The 18,371-nt window shown below is 42.7% G+C and carries 16 protein-coding genes; 3 read left to right on the top strand and 13 right to left on the bottom strand.

The window, feature by feature from the left end; genetic code table 11:
- Nucleotides 1-66: 66 nt before the first annotated feature.
- From hpt to CJF29_RS05975, 3 genes are all read right to left on the bottom strand, one after another.
- On the bottom strand, nt 67-603 hold the full coding sequence (gene hpt / locus CJF29_RS05985) for a hypoxanthine phosphoribosyltransferase (protein WP_004304676.1): 537 nt from the start codon (nt 601-603) through the stop codon (nt 67-69).
- 41 nt (nt 604-644) lie between these two features.
- Nucleotides 645-2,189 carry a peptide MFS transporter gene (locus CJF29_RS05980; RefSeq protein ID WP_074557359.1) on the bottom strand — a complete coding sequence of 515 codons (1,545 nt, stop codon included), beginning with the start codon at nt 2,187-2,189 and terminating at the stop codon, nt 645-647.
- A 204-nt stretch (nt 2,190-2,393) separates the two neighbouring features.
- The gene (locus tag CJF29_RS05975) at nt 2,394-2,618 is read right to left on the bottom strand and encodes a winged helix-turn-helix domain-containing protein (protein WP_099146240.1); all 225 of its coding nucleotides are present in this window, start codon (nt 2,616-2,618) and stop codon (nt 2,394-2,396) included.
- 557 nt (nt 2,619-3,175) lie between these two features.
- Here CJF29_RS05975 and CJF29_RS05970 point away from each other — a divergent pair.
- From CJF29_RS05970 to CJF29_RS05960, 3 genes are all read left to right on the top strand, one after another.
- Nucleotides 3,176-4,687 (top strand): bifunctional ADP-dependent NAD(P)H-hydrate dehydratase/NAD(P)H-hydrate epimerase, encoded by a 1,512-nt coding sequence (locus CJF29_RS05970; protein ID WP_074557357.1) that lies wholly within the window; start codon nt 3,176-3,178, stop codon nt 4,685-4,687.
- A gap of 72 nt (nt 4,688-4,759) precedes the next feature.
- The gene (locus CJF29_RS05965; RefSeq protein ID WP_074557355.1) at nt 4,760-5,827 is read left to right on the top strand and encodes a DUF4831 family protein; all 1,068 of its coding nucleotides are present in this window, start codon (nt 4,760-4,762) and stop codon (nt 5,825-5,827) included.
- A gap of 23 nt (nt 5,828-5,850) precedes the next feature.
- The gene (locus CJF29_RS05960) at nt 5,851-6,135 is read left to right on the top strand and encodes a hypothetical protein (protein WP_074557353.1); all 285 of its coding nucleotides are present in this window, start codon (nt 5,851-5,853) and stop codon (nt 6,133-6,135) included.
- 294 nt (nt 6,136-6,429) lie between these two features.
- On the opposite strand, the gene CJF29_RS05955 is transcribed toward CJF29_RS05960, so the two are convergent.
- From CJF29_RS05955 to CJF29_RS05910, 10 genes are all read right to left on the bottom strand, one after another.
- Nucleotides 6,430-6,777, bottom strand: coding sequence for a PqqD family protein (locus CJF29_RS05955; protein WP_074557351.1), 348 nt, complete (start codon nt 6,775-6,777; stop codon nt 6,430-6,432).
- 118 nt (nt 6,778-6,895) lie between these two features.
- Nucleotides 6,896-8,284, bottom strand: coding sequence for an MFS transporter (locus CJF29_RS05950; RefSeq protein ID WP_074557349.1), 1,389 nt, complete (start codon nt 8,282-8,284; stop codon nt 6,896-6,898).
- 245 nt (nt 8,285-8,529) lie between these two features.
- Complete coding sequence (gene secG, locus CJF29_RS05945; protein WP_074557347.1) at nt 8,530-8,922, bottom strand: preprotein translocase subunit SecG; 393 nt, start codon at nt 8,920-8,922, stop codon at nt 8,530-8,532.
- Nucleotides 8,923-8,928: 6 nt separating this feature from the next.
- Nucleotides 8,929-9,702, bottom strand: a complete 774-nt coding sequence (locus tag CJF29_RS05940) for a hypothetical protein (RefSeq protein ID WP_074557345.1) — start codon at nt 9,700-9,702, stop codon at nt 8,929-8,931.
- Nucleotides 9,703-9,707: 5 nt separating this feature from the next.
- Nucleotides 9,708-10,235, bottom strand: coding sequence for an LptE family protein (lptE, locus tag CJF29_RS05935; protein ID WP_074557343.1), 528 nt, complete (start codon nt 10,233-10,235; stop codon nt 9,708-9,710).
- On the bottom strand, nt 10,222-11,463 hold the full coding sequence (locus tag CJF29_RS05930; RefSeq protein WP_074557341.1) for a sigma-54 interaction domain-containing protein: 1,242 nt from the start codon (nt 11,461-11,463) through the stop codon (nt 10,222-10,224). The genes lptE and CJF29_RS05930 overlap by 14 nt, the downstream gene beginning before the upstream one ends.
- A 104-nt stretch (nt 11,464-11,567) precedes the next feature.
- Nucleotides 11,568-12,662, bottom strand: coding sequence for a 4-hydroxythreonine-4-phosphate dehydrogenase PdxA (gene pdxA / locus CJF29_RS05925; RefSeq protein WP_074557339.1), 1,095 nt, complete (start codon nt 12,660-12,662; stop codon nt 11,568-11,570).
- Nucleotides 12,663-12,666: 4 nt separating this feature from the next.
- Nucleotides 12,667-13,710, bottom strand: coding sequence for a DUF4837 family protein (locus CJF29_RS05920; protein ID WP_074557337.1), 1,044 nt, complete (start codon nt 13,708-13,710; stop codon nt 12,667-12,669).
- An 18-nt stretch (nt 13,711-13,728) separates the two neighbouring features.
- Nucleotides 13,729-14,763 (bottom strand): 23S rRNA (adenine(2503)-C(2))-methyltransferase RlmN, encoded by a 1,035-nt coding sequence (gene rlmN, locus CJF29_RS05915; RefSeq protein WP_074557335.1) that lies wholly within the window; start codon nt 14,761-14,763, stop codon nt 13,729-13,731.
- Between the two features lie 103 nt (nt 14,764-14,866).
- Nucleotides 14,867-18,217 carry a DUF4062 domain-containing protein gene (locus CJF29_RS05910; RefSeq protein ID WP_099146241.1) on the bottom strand — a complete coding sequence of 1,117 codons (3,351 nt, stop codon included), beginning with the start codon at nt 18,215-18,217 and terminating at the stop codon, nt 14,867-14,869.
- Between the last annotated feature and the right edge of the window lie 154 nt (nt 18,218-18,371).

Genomic DNA, 18,371 nt, shown 5'->3' with positions numbered 1-18,371 from the left:
TTGTTATTTACAATTTAACGATTTACTATTTACCATTAAAACTGGTACCTATTTAATATTAACTGTTTAATCTACTACTGTATAAATATCGGGATAGTTACGTCCGAAACCATCATAATCCAATCCGTAACCAACGATAAAGTCGTTCGGGATTTCCATTGCTACATATTCGATGTTCAGATTGACCTTGAGCTTTTCAGGCTTCACAAGCAGAGAAGCAATATGGATTGCTTCAGGGTTGCGTGTACCCAGTGTATCCAACAGGCGTTGCATGGTCAGCCCGGTATCCACAATATCTTCCACAATAACTACTGTGCGTCCGGCAATGTCTTCATTCAGTCCGATCACTTCCTTAATCACTCCCGAGGAAGTCACTCCCTGATAAGAAGCCAGTTTCACAAACGAAATCTCGCAAGGGATGGTGATATGCTTCAACAAGTCGGCGGTAAACATAAATGAACCGTTCAACACACTAAGGAAGAGCGGATTCTTACCTGCCAAGTCGCGGTTGATTTCGTTCGCTACGCGAATCACTTCTTTCTGAATATCCTGTTCCTTAATAGAAACAGTGAACTGTTTGTCTTTTATCTGAATGGTATCCATAACCGGTAATTTTAAAAATAACCTTGCAAAAATACGATTTTTTATTCTACCCCGTGCATCATCTTCTGTAATTTCTTCGAGAGAAGGAACAGAATCAATGAAGCAACACCGGACATGACAACGAATACCATAAAGAAATCGTACATGGTAGCAATCTGATAACCAAGGATTGATTTCACTTTTCCGGCTTCCGGATAAAGTCCGCTCAACATGCCTGCAAATTTATTGGCTGTGGCAGTAGACAGATACCAGATTCCCATCATCAAAGAGGCGAAGCGTAGCGGACTCAACTTATTTACCATTGAAAGTCCGATAGGTGACAAGGCTATTTCACCCATTGTATGAATAAAGTAAAGTCCTGTCAGCCAAATCATACTTACCTTCACTCCGGGGATGGCATCTTTCACTCCGAAACAGATGAAAAGATAACCTAAAGAAAGAAGTAGCAAGCCAATCGCTTGTTTGGTAGGAGAAGCAGGTTCCATCTTTCGTTTGTTAAGGAAGCTCCACACACCCGGCATTATATATGCCAGAACAACAACAAACAGAGGATTGAAGGATTGAAACCACGAAGCCGGCATTTCCCAACCTAAAATATCGCGGTTGGTCTGTTCGGAGGCAAAAAGGGTTAAAGAGGCTCCTGCCTGTTCGTAAGCCGCCCAGAAGAAAATGACAAAGAAAGCTACTATATAGATAACAAAAATACGGCTACGTTCGATCTTGGTTAATGATCCGTCCAGCAGGATGAGGACAGGGAAAACAATGCAGGCGGTAAAAATACCGATGCTCACCCAATCACCCTCAAAAGCATAATTAAAGAAGGCTATTAAAGCAACTGTAAGAATAGTGATTACAAGGGTATTACGTATCTTGGTACGCTTATCCATCTTCGGGTGTGAGATATGCTCGGCTATCTCCTCTTTCTTTTCACGTTTGGCATCGGGAATAATACCGATTGGTTCTCCGGAGGGAGAGAAAAGATATTTATTCTTTTGAGTTTCAAAAAGTACAACGGTGAACAGTGTCATGATTCCGGCTGCAAGAAATCCCCATTTAAAGTCGTGCGGATCACCGGTATCACCCAGATAACCACAAATCAAAGGGGCGGCAAAGGAACCGACATTCACTCCCATATAGAAAATGGTATATGCAGCATCCAGCCGTCTGTCTCCCGGTTCGTAGAGTTGCCCCACGAGAGAAGAAACGGTAGGTTTGAAACAACCATTTCCCAAGATCAGGAATCCGAGTCCGCCATACATCATCCAGTGAGCAAGTTCCGTATTATCCAAAGTAGAGGCACTCATGAACATCAGGAATTGTCCGACTGCCATCATCACTGCTCCCCAAAACACAGAGCGACGGATTCCCCAATATTTATCAGCAATGTATCCGCCAATCAAAGGAGTTAAATAGACTAATCCGGTATAGCTACCATAAATGGATGCTGCCGCTTCTTTGTCAAACAATAATGCCTGTGTCAGGAAGAGAATAAAGATCGCGCGCATACCGTAGTAACTGAAACGCTCTGCCGTGCTTGTCGCGAAAATCAGATAAAGGCCTTTCGGATGCCCTTTCAATGCACTCATAAATTTATGTGTTTAGTAGTTTATGGGGTGCAAAGGTACGAAAAATAGATTAAATGCTTTAAAAAAAGAAAGTTCTTATCAAACAGGAATACAGGGGGAATAATAAAAATGAGCATAAAAAATCCTACCGGTCCACTTCATTATTTTTTTAGCTGTATAAATAACAAAATGGAGATCCATCTTACATGCAGGTTACTTACCACTTTAGCCAAAAGTAAATTCGACATTTTCGACACTGGCAAAAAGCATTCCTTCCCTCTTCCTCAAAAAGACTTTGCTTTCTCTAGCCAGCCAACCAATAGCAAGAGCTACGTCTTCGAACGTCAAACCTAATTCACGGCACAAATCGAATATGGAAAGTTCACCTTTTTCATTTAAGATGCGCCATACTTTCCCGGCATTCAAGCCAATCTTTGTCTTTTCCATCATGCAAACTTTAAAAGATTAAACAATCTATTATTTATAATCTTATTCATTGTGAGCATAGGAAAATGATGCAATACACATCACCTACCCCAAAGATAGTATTTTTATTGGAAACCGCAAATAATCAAACACTTAAATTGTTCAAAAGCAGATTTTTCCCCAAACCAAACAGACTATGTCCGATACATTTACAGATCATTCCCAATCTATTCATAACAAAGTTACTCTCTATCAATGATAAACTTACTAATGACTCATTGAAAAGTTCCCTTTCACTAACTAAAATCTATAAATGCAACTTGCATTTATAAAAACAAAGCTTGCGTTTATATAAATGAAAGCTTCATTTATATAATCAAAAGTTGCAATTATAGTTTTCTTCCTATACTCAAAAACTTTGCAACCTATAGAAAAGAACTTTGCTATGGGTCACGGACAACTTACTTCCCTATTCCCTGCAGCTCATCTCCTTATAATTAATAAGTTTTCTTCCCACAACAAACGGGAAAAGTCAGAAGAATCATGTACATTTGTAATCCGAAAACTAAAAGAACATCGCAATGAAAATATTTCCAAGCAGCAGTATCAAGAAATTGGACGCTTATACCATTGAGAACGAACCTATTGCATCAATCGACCTGATGGAACGTGCAGCAACTGCATTAACTAAAGCCATCACAGACAGATGGAATACGGAAACACCGGTCACCATCTTTGCCGGACCGGGAAATAATGGCGGAGACGCCCTTGCCGTAGCCCGCATGATGGCTGAAAAAGGGTATAAGCTCGAAGTATATCTCTTCAACCCAAAGGGAGAACTTTCACCTGACTGCCAGACCAACAAAGAACTGGTAGAAATGATGGAAGAAGTGGCATTCCATGAAATTAGTACCCAATTCGTCCCTCCTGTCCTGACACCCGATCATCTGGTTATTGATGGATTGTTCGGTTCCGGCCTGAACAAACCATTGAGCGGAGGATTCGCTGCCGTAGTGAAATACATTAATTCTTCCCCTGCCATGGTAGTAGCCATCGACATTCCTTCGGGATTAATGGGAGAAGAAAACACATTCAACGTAAAAACCAATATTATCCGTGCCGACGTTACTTTCAGTCTGCAACTGCCGAAGCTCGCCTTTTTGTTCGCAGAAAACACTGAATTTGTAGGAGAATGGGAATTACTGGATATCCAATTGAGCGAGGACGGCATTGAAGAAACGGAAACAAACTACGAGATGTTGGAAATAGAGGAGATCCGTTCACTCATCAAACCACGCAAACAGTTTGCCCACAAGGGAAACTTTGGTCATGCACTATTGATAGCCGGTTCAAAAGGAATGGCAGGAGCTTCTGCTCTCGCCGCCCGTGCCTGCCTCCGTTCGGGAGTAGGGCTGCTGACCGTTCATGCACCAATGTGTAACAACGACATCTTGCAGACTTCCATACCTGAAGCAATCGTAGAAACCGACGCCAACGAGACCTGTTTTGCCGTACCCACCGACACAGATGATTATCAAGCAGTCGGCATCGGTCCGGGACTGGGACGAAATGAAGAAACGGAAGCTGCCCTACTGGAGCAACTGGAACACTGCCAAGCCCCTGTTGTAGTAGACGCCGATGCACTTAATATCCTTGCCAACCACCGCCACGCACTTACACATCTGCCGAAAGGCTCCATCCTCACCCCGCATCCGAAGGAGCTGGAACGTCTGACCGGCAAATGTCAGGATTCCTACGAACGTCTGATGAAGGCTTGCGAGTTGGCTCATGCCGCTCATGTCCACATTGTTTTAAAAGGAGCCTATTCCGCCATCATCACCCCCGAAGGCAAATGTTTCTTCAATCCGACCGGGAATCCAGGAATGGCAACCGGAGGTAGTGGTGACGTATTGACCGGAGTAATCCTGGCACTGCTCGCCCAAGGTTATCCAACCGAAGAAGCCGCTAAAATCGGCACTTACATTCACGGATTGGCGGGCGATGTCGCTCAAAAGAAGCAGGGAATGATCGGAATGATCGCAAGCGATATTATCACCTGTCTGCCGACAGCATGGCGACTTGTAAGCGAATAAAAGTTAAGAACTTACAGTTTTTTCAATAACTTCATTAACTTTGTTTTCAAAACCAGTTAAAAAGAACCGAATATGAAAAAGTTGATTATAGCAGCGGGACTACTGATGGCAACGTCCGCCTATGCACAAACCGAAGTACTGACGGGAGTTACCCGGGGAAAAGATTACGGAGTAGTCTACAGCCTTCCCAAAACCCAAATAGAGCTTGAAATAAAAGCCAACAAAGTCAACTATACTCCAGGAGAATTCAGCAAATACGCTGATCGTTACTTGCGATTGGCCAACGTCTCCACCGAACCCGAAGAGTATTGGGAACTGGCTAGTGTGAAAGTGAAATCCGTAGGAGTACCCAACAGCGAAACTACTTACTTCGTAAAATTGAAGGATAAAACAGTAGCACCGCTTATGGAACTGACAGAGGACGGCATCGTGAAAACCATCAATGTGCCTTACAGCAAAAGCAGTTCAGACAAGAAAACAGCTCCTGCTCCCACTGTCCTCTCAAAAATAGCGAATCCCCGCGAATTCCTGACCGAAGAAATCCTGATGGCCAGCTCTACCGCGAAGATGGCTGAACTGGTAGCTAAAGAAATCTATAACATCCGCGAAAGCAAGAATGCCTTATTGCGCGGACAAGCTGACAATATGCCTTCAGACGGAGCACAGCTTAAAATTATGCTCGATAATCTGAATGCACAGGAAGAAGCCATGACTCAAATGTTCTCCGGCACTCGTGATAAGGAAGAGAAGACATTCACCGTCCGTCTTACTCCGGACAAGGAATTCAACAACGAAGTTGCTTTCCGCTTCTCCAAGAAGCTAGGCGTAGTTGCTAATAATGACCTGGCAGGAACTCCGTTTTATATCAGCTTGAAAGACCTGAAATCTGTCAAGATCCCACAGGAAGACGGTAAAAAGAAGAAAGATTTGGATGGAATCGCCTACAACGTGCCCGGACAAGCAATGATTACATTGACCGACGGTAAAAAGAAACTTTACGAAGGCGAACTTCCTATAACTCAATTCGGTGTGATAGAATATCTGGCTCCTGTCTTATTCAATAAGAATTCTACAATCAAAGTTTATTTTGATCCGAATACGGGAGGATTGTTAAAAGTGGATAGAGAAGAAGGTAAATAGTAAAATTCTAAAAGACAAAGAATATGGGTGGTGAAGGACATATGCTCGACATGATACGCCGGCTTAGCGAAGGACGGGAGGCTTCCCGTCTACGCCGTGAACGTGCCAACAACAAACTGAAGCACTTAAACCGCACCAACGAGCCTTATCCACTGCCCAACACCACTCCCGAGGAAATGGGACGTATCATCCACGACTCGGAGAAAAAGAAAGAAAAGGACAGTAATTATTTCGTTTGGGGGACGCTTATTATCATGGGAGCCCTCATAGCAACTGCTGTCATATTCTGGGCAATCTTCCTTAATTAGATAATTTATGATGATAGATGATAGATGATAGGTGATAAATGATAGATGGGAGATGTTTCCTAAATGATAAGGGATATTTAGTAAATAAGAAATATAAGTAACTAAAGATATTCTCAAAATATTAAAAAGGCAACTAATTCGTAATGAATCAGTTGACTTTTTTCATGTCTTTAAACGAGATATTTAATAAACCTCCTTAGGAGGGCTGTACTACGCATATAACCAGCTATTATGCCACATAGTAACTATCATTTATCATCTATCAACTATCATTTATCAACTATCTATCACCTATCATCTAATTAAGAAAAGTTTTATAAATCCATCTTTCTGCATTTGAGAAAGATAAGCCGATACACGAGACTCGTATCCCGCTTCATTTTGAAAATGCTCTGCGAGTTCTTCTATGATCTCACGAACAGTACGTTTTCCATCTATCAGTTCCCATACAGCCGTACCGTGTTCTTCCAATCGTACATGAAGTTCTTTCGACATTCCTGCCGGTACAAGGAAGCGTTGCATCCACGGATATTTAAAACGGGGAAAGGAGAGCACAATCGTCTCCCCTTCCCTTTCTGCTGTAATATGTTCACTGCGACAGGGAATAACCTCTAACAGGTTGGTTTTCTCTTTGGCAGCCATAGTTCTTATTTCTTATTTCAAAGCATTAATACTGATTCTCTTTTATTTCCGAACCTTATACTTTCGGATTTATAGCGTTACTTTGAATCACAACAGTTACTTCAAATTGTAGCAACTGTTACTTCTGGATATTTGCCTCTTCCAAACCGTATCCTTTCTTCTTGTTCTCTGCTTTCAACATCAAAGCAACAACCAGAGCAAGTACACCAAAGAGAGCAAAAATAGTCATCGGCAATGTGTAATCATAAGTCTGTGCACCGTCTACCACCGGACCTTTACAATAAGTATTCAATACCCATCCGATTAACAAAGGAACACCCATCAATCCCCAGTTCTGTACCCAGAAAATCAAAGCGTAAGCAGTACCCAACTGTTTTTCCGGAATAATCTTCGGAACAGAAGGCCACATAGCCGAAGGCACCAGTGAGAAAGCAAATCCCAATATAATCATTATAATAGTAGCAAACCACCATATATTCAATATAGGCAGGGCAAACATGGTATGTACAAAAATCAACATCAATGATCCGATCACCATCAATGTGGCTCCCTTACCGATACGGTCATATAACGAACCGAACAACGGAGTCAGGATAATAGCACCAATCGGCAATAATCCGGGAATCGTTCCCGCCAGTTTCGGATCCACATTATATTTCTGCACCATCAAGTCGGCAGCATATTTGATAAAGGGGAACACGGCCGAGTAGAACAATACACACAGTAATGCAATCAACCAGAATCCTTTATTTGTGATGATATACACAATGTCTTTCATGCGGAACGGCTCTTCCGGTTCCAAGCCTTCTGCATCCAAAGAAGCATCCAATTTCTTATCGTAGAAAGTATAAAGGAAGAAAGCGATGGTACCTACACACAACATAATCAGACAAAACAGAATAGGAGCAGGAATATTGGTATGGAATGCACCACTCTCGTCCGTATATCCGAAGAAGTCTGCCAAAGGAACTGTCAACACCATCGCCAGAGTTGTTCCGATACGTGCCGTAGCCATTTCAAGTCCCATAGCCAATGCCATTTCCTTGCCCTTGAACCATTTCACTATAATCTTGGAAACAGTGATACCGGCAATCTCCACACCTACACCAAAAATAGCATATCCCAATGCAGCCAAAGTCACCTGTGTTTTGAATCCGAAGAGCATGGCACCTTCCGGAAAAGTAGTAGAAATCGCATAGTATTTCAATCCACAACCAAACACCATCAATAAACAAGCTCCCATTCCGGTGAAACGAACTCCCATCTTATCCAAAATGATACCACCGAAGATCAGCATCAACAAGAATACGTTAAACCAACCGTAAGCGCTTGTGAAGAATCCATAATCAAGACTATCCCATAGTAGTTCTTTCTCAAGCATGGGTTTTAGAGGAGACATTACGTCGGTGAGGAAATAGCCGCATAGCATAGTAAATGCGACCAATGCTAGAACACTCCATCGGAGTACGGCGGAGTCATTCAATTTCTGTTTCAAATGTTCTGTCATTGTTATATTCAAAAAGTAGTTAATAATCTTATACAGCCCACAAAGGTAGTTAAATCTCGTTTGTTTCTATCACAAAGAGATTGTTTTTACAAGAAAAAGTTAAGTGCGGATTACACTGACCACTCGGAACATTGAAAATCCGTGTAATCTGCGTAATCCGCACTTAAATATCAAAGAAATGCAGCATCCGTCTGCACCTTCCCTTAAATGGTTTTATCCCAAAGCCTACCTGACGGCGGAGCAAATTACTCTGCTTTAGGAGCAGGAGTTTCAGCCGGTGCCGGAGTTTCCGTTGCAGGTGCATTGGTAGCAGGAGCATCAGTTTGCGGTGCAGCCGTACCTGCGGGTAAGTTATACGGGTTAGTCTGTTGTTCTTTCTGTGCCTGTTCCAACACTGCGTCTTTAGCAACTGCAGAACGAGGAACTACATAAGCAGTAGCAATGCTCATTACAACCATAAAGATGGCCAGGCCCCATGTTGCTTTTTCCAGAAAGTCTGTAGTCTTGCGCACGCCCATGATGGCGTTAGATGAAGAGAAACCAGAAGCAAGTCCGCCTCCTTTTGAGTTCTGAATCAGCACGATGAAACACATCAACAAGGCTGCAATAACCATTAAGATAACGAATAATAAGTACATTTTTAGTTATTTTGAATTAGCGTTAATAATCAATTTCTCCAAAAATCTGATTTGGTCTGCAAAGTAAGCATTTTTTTTTGGATATTTCAAGCTTAATTTTTTAATTATTTCAAGAGCTTTTGAATATCGTTGCTGTTTAACATAGATTTTTGCTAAAGTTTCCGTGAAACAGCTGTCGTCTTCCTCTTCTTCCTCCATCGTTTCTTCTTCGCATACCTCGTCCGAAGCAGCTGCGGAAAATACCGCTTCTTCTCTTAACGGCTTCATGCAGAGGGGGGAGTCACTCTCACTCTTTTCTATAAAATCGTCAATCAGTTCGTATCCTTTGAGTTTGGGCGTTTCTTCCGATGGCTGTTCCGTAGCCGGAGTCTCCTCCAAAAGATAGGAAGTATAATCCATCGAATAGTCGAAGCCGGTCTGGGCCGCTACTTCTTCGGGGACTGTGGACAAGAAAGCGTCAATCAATGCCAATGTGCGGTCTACAGACGGCTCGTCTTTCAGTACCTCCGTGAGAGGTACTCCTTTTTTCCGCGCCTGCACATCATAGCGGTCACCTTCAATCAACTGGAACAACTGTCGTCTGTCTGCGATGTAAAGAACCGCTTTTCGCAGTTCCCCACCAAAACTAATATCATGGAGAACATACAGGTTTTTCAAATACAGCAGACGGAGCGACTGAAAATACGGATATCTCGCAAGAAGATTGCGCAGTTCGTATAAAGTATCCCTATTCAGCATCTCGGGATGCTGTATCCATTGTTGAAAGTTAACAGAAGTCATTTATATTACCAGTTTGCTACAGTTGCATTAAAAATTTGGTCGGTGATCTCTTTAGACATTTCAGCAATCAATCCGTCCTGTACGGCAGTCAGCAACTGGGTAGAGTCGTAGGTACGGAAAGCAGAAAACTGTTGTTCAAAGTCTTCGGCATGATTGGTATTGTTGACAAAGCGTACATTGACGGTGATAGTCAATTTTGTTTCCGAAGAGTAACCGTCGGCAGATACTGCCTGGTTATACTGATTGTATCCTGTGATTTCTCCGTCAATCTGCAAGTCGGCATTCTGATTCGGCTTGAGCAGTTGCAGACGGGTTTGCCGGATGAAGATATCTTTCAGGTCTTCATTGAACTTGGTCGCCAACGGAGCATACACATACTCCGACTTGATCGGGAAATCTGCTATCGAAATAGTCTTTACCTTATCATAATTGATAGACGATCCGTTAAACTTATAGGAGACAGTGCACGCAATGACTACCACCGGTAAAACGAACAGTACCAAAGGGCGTATTATTTTCTTAATCCAATTCATATTCTTTTATTTTTCTATAAAGTGTACGCTCGGAAATATTCAAGTCCTTAGCCGCACTTTTCCGCTTTCCATGATGCCTTTCAAGTGCTTTGCGTATCATTTCTTTTTCCACTTCGTCCAGTGACAAAGGAGGTTCTTCTACATATTCTTCCGTGTCTTGTATGTCATCATCATCCTTACAAACCGCAGGCTGCATGGTATGAATGATAGCAGGTACCGAAGGCTGGTGTGTCGTCACCACCGGGGTAGTAACCACCGTTCCCACTTGTCCTACCTGCCCCACCTGTCCGGCACGTTCAGCCATCAGGTTGTGTACCATCTTCTTCAACTCCGCTACCTCCTGGCGCATATCGAACAGAACGGAATAAAGAATCTCCCGTTCACTTTCAAAGCCTTTACTTTCGCGTGTTCCCATCAGTGCGGGAAGACGTTGTATATTTTGTGCGGGAAGATAATTCTGCAAGATGGCGGCAGTGATCTCCCTGTTTGTTTCAATGATGGATATTTGCTCGGTGATGTTCTTCAGCTGGCGCACGTTACCGGGCCACGGATAAGCCAGCAATTCTTTCTTGGCATCCTCCGTCAGCTGAATAGCGGGCATCCGGTATTTCTCTGCAAAGTCTGCGGAAAACTTACGGAACAACAGGAGCACATCGTCCCCACGTTCACGCAAAGGGGGAATCTGGATAGGTACCGTATTCAACCGGTAATATAAATCTTCACGGAAACGTCCTTCGGCAATCGCTTGTGTAAGATTGACATTGGTAGCTGCAACAATACGTACATCCGTCTTTTGTACTTTGGACGAACCTACTTTTATAAACTCGCCACTCTCCAACACACGAAGCAAACGTGCCTGGGTAGGCATCGGCAACTCCCCTACTTCGTCAAGGAAAATAGTACCACCATCGGCTTCGCCAAAGTACCCTTTCCGTTCGCCAATCGCACCGGTAAACGCACCCTTCTCATGCCCGAACAGTTCGGAATCAATCGTACCTTCCGGAATAGCACCACAGTTGACAGCAATATACTGCCCGTGCTTCCTCCGGCTATATTGATGAATAATCTGCGGAAAACTTTCTTTTCCGACTCCACTTTCTCCGGTAATCAGCACAGACAAATCGGTAGGAGCTACCTGAATGGCAACATCTATGGCGCGCAACAATGCTTCGGTATTACCTATAATACCGAAACGTTGTTTCACTTGTTGTATCTCTGCTTTTGTCATCTATTTTAAGTATTAAGCCAGTATAAAGTATTAAGTATAAAGTATTAAGTATTAACCTTGCAAATGATCGACTGTGATAATACTTAATACTTTATACTTAATACTTATTCTTCGTCTACTGTATCCAGTTTCAGTTTATCACTATCATCACGTTTCTCGTAATACTGTTTACGCAACGGATTGGCACGAGCCACCTTTTCCCGCTGACGATTACGGAACACGTCGATAGCAACATAAATTGCCTGACGGAAAGAATCTTCACAAGCCACTCCCTTGCCTGCAATATCATAAGCAGTACCATGAACCGGAGAAGTACGTACCACCGGCAGACCTGCCGTATAGTTCACTCCGTCTTCCATAGCCAATGCTTTGAACGGAGCCAGCCCCTGATCGTGATACATTGCCAGGATACCGTCAAAATGAGTATAATTGCCTGAACCCATAAAGCCATCGGCCGCATAAGGACCGTAACTAAGGATTCCTTTCTCTTCCATTTCTTTCATGGCAGGAATAATCACTTCCTGTTCTTCCATTCCCAACAAACCACCATCTCCGGCGTGAGGGTTGAGAGAGAGTACCGCGATACGCGGAGCACCAATGCCGAAATCCTGTTTCAAGCAACGATGGAATATCATCAGCTTCTCCTGAATCAGTTCCTTGGTAATCGTAGTGGCAATCTCTCTGACAGGAATATGCGTCGTAACCAAAGCTACCCGGAAGTCATTCTTCATCAAAATCATCAATGATTTATTACCGTTACCCAGACGTTCTTCGATATATTCCGTATGTCCGGGGAATGAAAATTCTTCCGACTGAATCGTATGTTTGTTGATCGGAGCTGTCACGATGACGTCGATCAAACCTTCGCGATATTCTTCAATGGCACGTTCCAAGGCTCCCAACGCAGCTTTACCCGCTTCGGGATCGGGTTTGGAAAATTCCACTTTCACCTCATCATCCGTGCAGTTCACCACACTCAAGCGGTTGTATCCCGCTTCGGTAGCAGAGTTGACAATACTGAAATTCGTCTGTATGTCCAACGCTTTACGATGATAAGCCGCTACTTTTGGTGAACCGTAAATGATCGGAGTACATAGTTCCAACATTGTAGGGTCGGAAAATGTCTTCAGAATCACCTCATAGCCCACCCCGTTAATATCTCCCTGGGTGATACCTATTCTTATCTTGTTATCTTCCATGTTTTTATTTTTTAGTTTGTTCCGCTGCCTCCTTGGATACACCTCCCAATGGAATTTGATTCTGCTGAACTTCATTCGGAAGTTTCAGTGTATAAAGAGATGCTTCCATCTGGCGTACCAGGTTGCGTTTCATTTTATCAGGTGAATAAACAAATATTTCTGCTGTAATAATTCGTTGGTTTTTCTCGTCCAGGCGAGTGTGGGAAACGTATGGGCCACCCATAAAATCACCCTTCATACGCCACAAGCCGCGTGCTTCCATCGTGTAGCTGTTCTGTACATTGATGGGACGAACGTCAGTCAGCAAACTGTCAGTCGACATATAAACGCCTTCTTTGAATCCGGGGATATTGGCTTGCATCACAGAGTCACGCTTATGCACAAAATATTCTTTCGTAAATGTATCCTTGTCAGTATAAGGATAAGAGTACATCACAAAATTACGGTCGGCAGTACCTGTGTTGGTAGAAGCCCAGAAAAAGTTCTCACCGGTTTTAGAATTGGTCAGTTCGGAAGGCAACCAGATATTGCAGCCGAACAGGCTATCCACTTTGTTGGAGATAAAGTTACTGTGTTTTTCTTCCAATAACGTAATCTGACGGTTCATTTCCGCACGGGTAAAGAAGTCGACAATCGTCTTTTTATTCTCTTCTACAAACTTTTCAAACTCTTCTTCGTTCGGAGCCTGGATAGTCAATATCATTTGCGGATTGGCATATACGTCTTTCGCATATTTGAAAGATGCTTTCGTATATATATCCTGTATATCTACAATAATAATGTTACGTATCAGCTTCAATGTAGAATCATAGTCTTTCGGTGAAGTATACATAATCCGGAAAGAAGGTTCCGACTGCGGCAAACCGGGCATATCGGAATCGAGCGCATCATGTAAAGCCCTTCCGGCAGCACGATCCCAAACACCGTGATCTACTACAACCAGAAGCTCATAGGCACGACCACTAGAGGTGTGATTTCCTTTCAGACCACAAGAAGCAACGACAAAGGCTACCAAAGCGATGCTTAAATAAAAAAAGTACTTTTTCATGATGTTCGGTTTTATATATTAACTCTCATTATTTTCTTCCTGTTTCGCTGTCGACAACATACCACAAGCTGCAAAAATATCTTCTCCTCTTGAAGAACGGATGGTGGTGAAAAGCCCGTGTGACGTCAGATAATCACGAAAACGGGTCATCGTTTCCATGTCCGCTCCTTCGAGGTCTACTCCCGGTATGGCATGAAAACGAATCAGATTCACCCTGCAATCCAGTCCGCGAAGAAGCTTCAGTAGCTCTTTGGCATAGACCTGCGAATCATTAAGCCCTTTAAAAACAATATATTCAAATGAAAGTCGACGTTGTTTGCTAAAATCATAGTTTTTTAACAGTTCCACCATCTCGGTGATCGAATATGCCCTTTCTGCCGGCATCAATTCGGAGCGTTGAGCTGTCAATGGAGAGTGAAGACTGATGGCGAGATGGCAATCGTTTTCTTCGATAAAACGCTGCAATCCTTTCCGTAGTCCGACTGTAGAAAGTGTGATACGCTTCGGGCTCCAAGCATAGCCATAGGTAGCGGTCAGTAGTTCCAATGCTTTCAGCACCTCATCCAAATTATCAAGCGGTTCGCCCATTCCCATCATCACGACATTGGTCAGTTTGTCGCGTTCCGGCAACGAATGAATCTGGTTGATGATCTGACTGGCGGTCAGGTTGGCGGTATAGCCTTGTTTACCCGTCATGCAGAACTTACAGTTCATCTTGCAACCTACTTGTGAAGACACACACAACGTTGCCCGGTCGTCATCCGGAATATAAACCGACTCAACAAAATGATTCTCACCAACTTTATAAAGATACTTCACCGTACCATCTACAGAGCGCATTTCATCTACCGGAGCAACTGCTCCCACCTCATAGTTCTGCTTGAGCAACTCCCGGTGTTTCAACGACAAATTAGTCATTTCATCAATCGAGGCTACCTTCTTTTCGTAAAGCCATGATGCAATCTGTTTGGCAGCAAAGCCGGGCATACCCAGTCTTTTTGTCAATGATTGAAGCTCTACAAGAGTCATTCCTAAAAGGGGATATTTAGACATTCTTCTTTCTGTTGATGGTTTATATTTGCAAATGTAAGGAAATAAAGTCGATTTCTATATAGCGAGAATGCAAAAGTTAACAAAAAAGGGAAGTAGTCCCAAGTTATGAACGAACCACATCTATATATTGAAGCAGCTTTTTCGCCATTTCCGAGTCACTACCATTCCTTTTCACTTCATGATCGTACGCCTCACGAAAACAGGCCAACGCATCTTCCCGTTCATTACAAAAACTGTGTAAAACCCCTAGATTTTGACAAGCCAGAATCGTATGATCATCCTCCCATCCCAAGTACTTCTTCCGTAGTTCAAACTCTTTTAAGAAAGCATCTTTCGCCATTGGATAATTTTCCATCTTTGCATAAGCTTGCGCTTCGTAGTAACAGACCTCACTAGAAACATCAGGATCAATATCCTCGTGAATATCTAAAGTCGTTGCAATACGAATTACGTTCCCATACTCCTTATTCTCGTAATATTGTCGCATAATATCACATCTCAATGCCTCGTAACGGACAGTTAATTCAGCCAGACGCGGCTTTTCACTGAAAAACTTTTCATGCAGAAGAGACTCACGAAAAAATAAAGTAGAACTTTGTTCATCTCCACGCTCCTTCATCACCCGTTTAAACTCTTTGCACAAATGATACAACTCTTTGTGACAAGCCACGATCTGTTTCCTATTATCTATCTGTATAGCAATACCCAACGCCTCATTCACCAAACTCCACGCTTCATCATATCGCTTAATATAATAAAGACATTTTCCCTGCATACGCAAACATTTAGCCACTCCACTCGACAGTCTGCCATTCAAAGATTCGTGCATTTCAGCCACTTTCCGGAATTTCTTGGCGGCACTCTCTTCCTCATCCCTATAATAATCACAATAAGCCAAAAATTCGGAAAGTTCAATAACTTCTGCCTGACTCTTCTCGTCAGTAGAAGCCGCATGATAATTAAGCGCCCTATTCAAATAAATCGCAGCCTCATTGTATTGCTCATTGTAGTAATATGCCAGAGCCAGATTCCGACAGGTATTGGCAATCTCCAATTCCGGAGTTGGTACAATACTTTCCTGCATCACCAATGCTTTCAAGAAACAGTCGCATGCCGTTTCGTATTCTTCATTGCGGGCGTACCGGCATCCTTCATTCATCTTTAATACCGACTTGGCAATTAACGGTATCGCTTCTCCTTCCATACTTTTCTCGCTCACCTCCATTGCCGCCTTCGTCAGATGGAAAGAGCTGCTTAAGAAAGTAGCCATGTCATTAGCAATGACAGGAATCAAAAAAGAGTCAATCTGACCAAAGTCCAATTCAGCATAGGCTGCAGGCGTAAGCGAAGGGTTATCGTTCATTATCGCCTTCCAACAATCTTCTAATAGAGAATAATTAGTGCGATACAGGATTTCGAAGGTTTCCGCATCACAAATCCAATCTCTTAAAAAGTCCCAATGTTGCATCTTATAACTTTGATAAGTAATTTCCACTTGATAGCGATAAGAATCATGGTAACAAAACTGCTTCATGCGATAGTTATAATCAGCAAAAGTCAAAGGATGCGAAAGAGTATCGCTATCATCCAGAAGAGCAACAATTATTTCCTTGCGACACTCGTCTATAGACACGTCATCTTGAGCAAAACACCGTTCAATCGCCTCTATCATTTGTGTATCACAAATGCAATATCGCCCCCCCTTGTTGGTGAGCCAACTACTCATTTCCACTCTCAACTGCGACCAAAGCAGCTGATTAATACCTGTCATACTCTTTACCTCATCTTCGGTAAATCCTTCTAAAGTAAGTGAAAGCATTAAAAGCGCTCTTCCAATCCTATCGAAACCATAATCAGACGACAAACGCCGGAGCACACTGTCGTAGAATTGGGCAATCTCGTTTATCTGACAATATCCACTCATATATTCACTAAGAGTATCATATTGACCAAACGAAACTAATTCATTGAGCAATACATTTAAGCAGCGCGGTTGTTTAGCCAGCCCCCATGAGCTAAGAATATCTTCTTGCTGTGCAGACAGAGCTTTAGAATAAGTAGACAAATATTGTTTTGAAAACGACTTTGCATCAGCCTGCGAAAAGCCATTCAACCGGTAATGAACGTACCCGTTCCGGACAAAAGGCAGATATGCAGTAGATGATGCAGCAAAACTTAACACGACCTTCACATTGGACGGTATAGATCCGAATAAAGAAAACAGAGATACTTCCGTTGAATTTAGATAACTGATATCATCAATCAATAAAATGATAGCATATTTTGATCTCCCCAGCGCAGCCCATAACTGACTGAACTTTTGAATAGAATTCAAATCTTCCTCAATTTCTTTAATGTTTCGAAGTGTGTTTTCTGAAAAACCGTCCAATACATTATTCCCAAACACCATTGATTCTCTCACAATATCCAGAATCGATCTGGCTGTACCTTGAGTTGAATCTGATTCCTTTGAAACTTCAGCGGTAAACAAATCTTCTTCACCTAAAGTCTGACATTTGAGTGCATTCTGACATTTGGCAGCTAATGCCCTCACCAAAGTCTCCGGATAAGAAGACAGCGTAGTATTGTCCAGTCGATGATATATGGGAATCATCTGCGTATCATTGTTCACCCAATCACTCCAATGAGCCAGCAGAGCACTCTTACCAAGACCACGATCACCCGTTACAACCAGACACCGTTGCTCATCCGCAGCTAAGAAATCGGAAAAAGCCTGATCCGCTTCAGGTATTGGATGATAATTAAATAAGAGTTCATTACGGGTTAACTGTTCTTGCAATGCCTGGTTATCTTCCACAGTCAATACACTAGGAAACTCTTGTTCGAGCAGTTCTGTGAAAGCAGATTCTACAAATTGGCATAGCTGCTCGGGCGAATCATACTCTTGCACAGGGTAGCGATCCTGCTGCAAAAGACACTCTTTAAGATGCTGCAGCTTATGAAACTCCTCTTTAGGACAAGAGGGATCAGTAGCAGACTGTTTGATATAAAAATAGGCATGCAACGGATCGGGATTGCGCAGTACTCCAAACTGCATTTCCATCTCTGTCACACTCAAGTGGTTATTCAAATCATCTTCCACCCAACTATATTCCAGGCTATCACTGAAAGTCTGCGATAAATCTTCATAACTGGGACACCATCCATAGCGTTCACCTACCATGCCAATGAAGAAAGGCCGGGAATGCACTATTTCTTTCAAACAGATTTCGACCACCTTGCCACTTTTTGCATCTTCTTCCGTGATGCCCCAACGCAGGTCGACCAATGAAATGGTAACACCACGACTGGCAGCCTTCACTTGCAAGCCCTTAAAAAGTTTGACTAATGCAGAGCGTTCCATCTCCATGTCTCTGAACGTTGACGAAAGGAATACACGAATGATACGTGAATTTTCAGTGGGAACTGAATACTGGGCTAGTTGTTTGGTCATAATATAGATTCATATTAGTTAATGAAGTATTTCACAAAGCCAATTAAAGATTGGCAAGGTATGGAAAATTTATCAGATAACAAAGATCGTAAACGAAAATGAGAATAAAAAAGGCACGGATTACACAGATTTCGCGGTTCTCTCATAAGTTAAA

The sequence above is a fragment of the Bacteroides celer genome (assembly GCF_002632415.2).
In the GTDB taxonomy this organism is placed as follows: domain Bacteria; phylum Bacteroidota; class Bacteroidia; order Bacteroidales; family Bacteroidaceae; genus Bacteroides.
Note: the sequence above shows the minus strand (reverse complement) of the source record. Positions and strands in the feature narration are given on the sequence as shown.

Coding starts and splice junctions, on each gene's coding strand:
- hpt (WP_004304676.1), bottom strand. CDS start 603: ATGGATACCATTCAGATAAAAGACAAACAGTTCACTGTTTCTATTAAG.
- CJF29_RS05980 (WP_074557359.1), bottom strand. CDS start 2,189: ATGAGTGCATTGAAAGGGCATCCGAAAGGCCTTTATCTGATTTTCGCG.
- CJF29_RS05975 (WP_099146240.1), bottom strand. CDS start 2,618: ATGATGGAAAAGACAAAGATTGGCTTGAATGCCGGGAAAGTATGGCGC.
- CJF29_RS05970 (WP_074557357.1), top strand. CDS start 3,176: ATGAAAATATTTCCAAGCAGCAGTATCAAGAAATTGGACGCTTATACC.
- CJF29_RS05965 (WP_074557355.1), top strand. CDS start 4,760: ATGAAAAAGTTGATTATAGCAGCGGGACTACTGATGGCAACGTCCGCC.
- CJF29_RS05960 (WP_074557353.1), top strand. CDS start 5,851: ATGGGTGGTGAAGGACATATGCTCGACATGATACGCCGGCTTAGCGAA.
- CJF29_RS05955 (WP_074557351.1), bottom strand. CDS start 6,777: ATGGCTGCCAAAGAGAAAACCAACCTGTTAGAGGTTATTCCCTGTCGC.
- CJF29_RS05950 (WP_074557349.1), bottom strand. CDS start 8,284: ATGACAGAACATTTGAAACAGAAATTGAATGACTCCGCCGTACTCCGA.
- secG (WP_074557347.1), bottom strand. CDS start 8,922: ATGTACTTATTATTCGTTATCTTAATGGTTATTGCAGCCTTGTTGATG.
- CJF29_RS05940 (WP_074557345.1), bottom strand. CDS start 9,702: ATGACTTCTGTTAACTTTCAACAATGGATACAGCATCCCGAGATGCTG.
- lptE (WP_074557343.1), bottom strand. CDS start 10,235: ATGAATTGGATTAAGAAAATAATACGCCCTTTGGTACTGTTCGTTTTA.
- CJF29_RS05930 (WP_074557341.1), bottom strand. CDS start 11,463: ATGACAAAAGCAGAGATACAACAAGTGAAACAACGTTTCGGTATTATA.
- pdxA (WP_074557339.1), bottom strand. CDS start 12,662: ATGGAAGATAACAAGATAAGAATAGGTATCACCCAGGGAGATATTAAC.
- CJF29_RS05920 (WP_074557337.1), bottom strand. CDS start 13,710: ATGAAAAAGTACTTTTTTTATTTAAGCATCGCTTTGGTAGCCTTTGTC.
- rlmN (WP_074557335.1), bottom strand. CDS start 14,763: ATGTCTAAATATCCCCTTTTAGGAATGACTCTTGTAGAGCTTCAATCA.
- CJF29_RS05910 (WP_099146241.1), bottom strand. CDS start 18,217: ATGACCAAACAACTAGCCCAGTATTCAGTTCCCACTGAAAATTCACGT.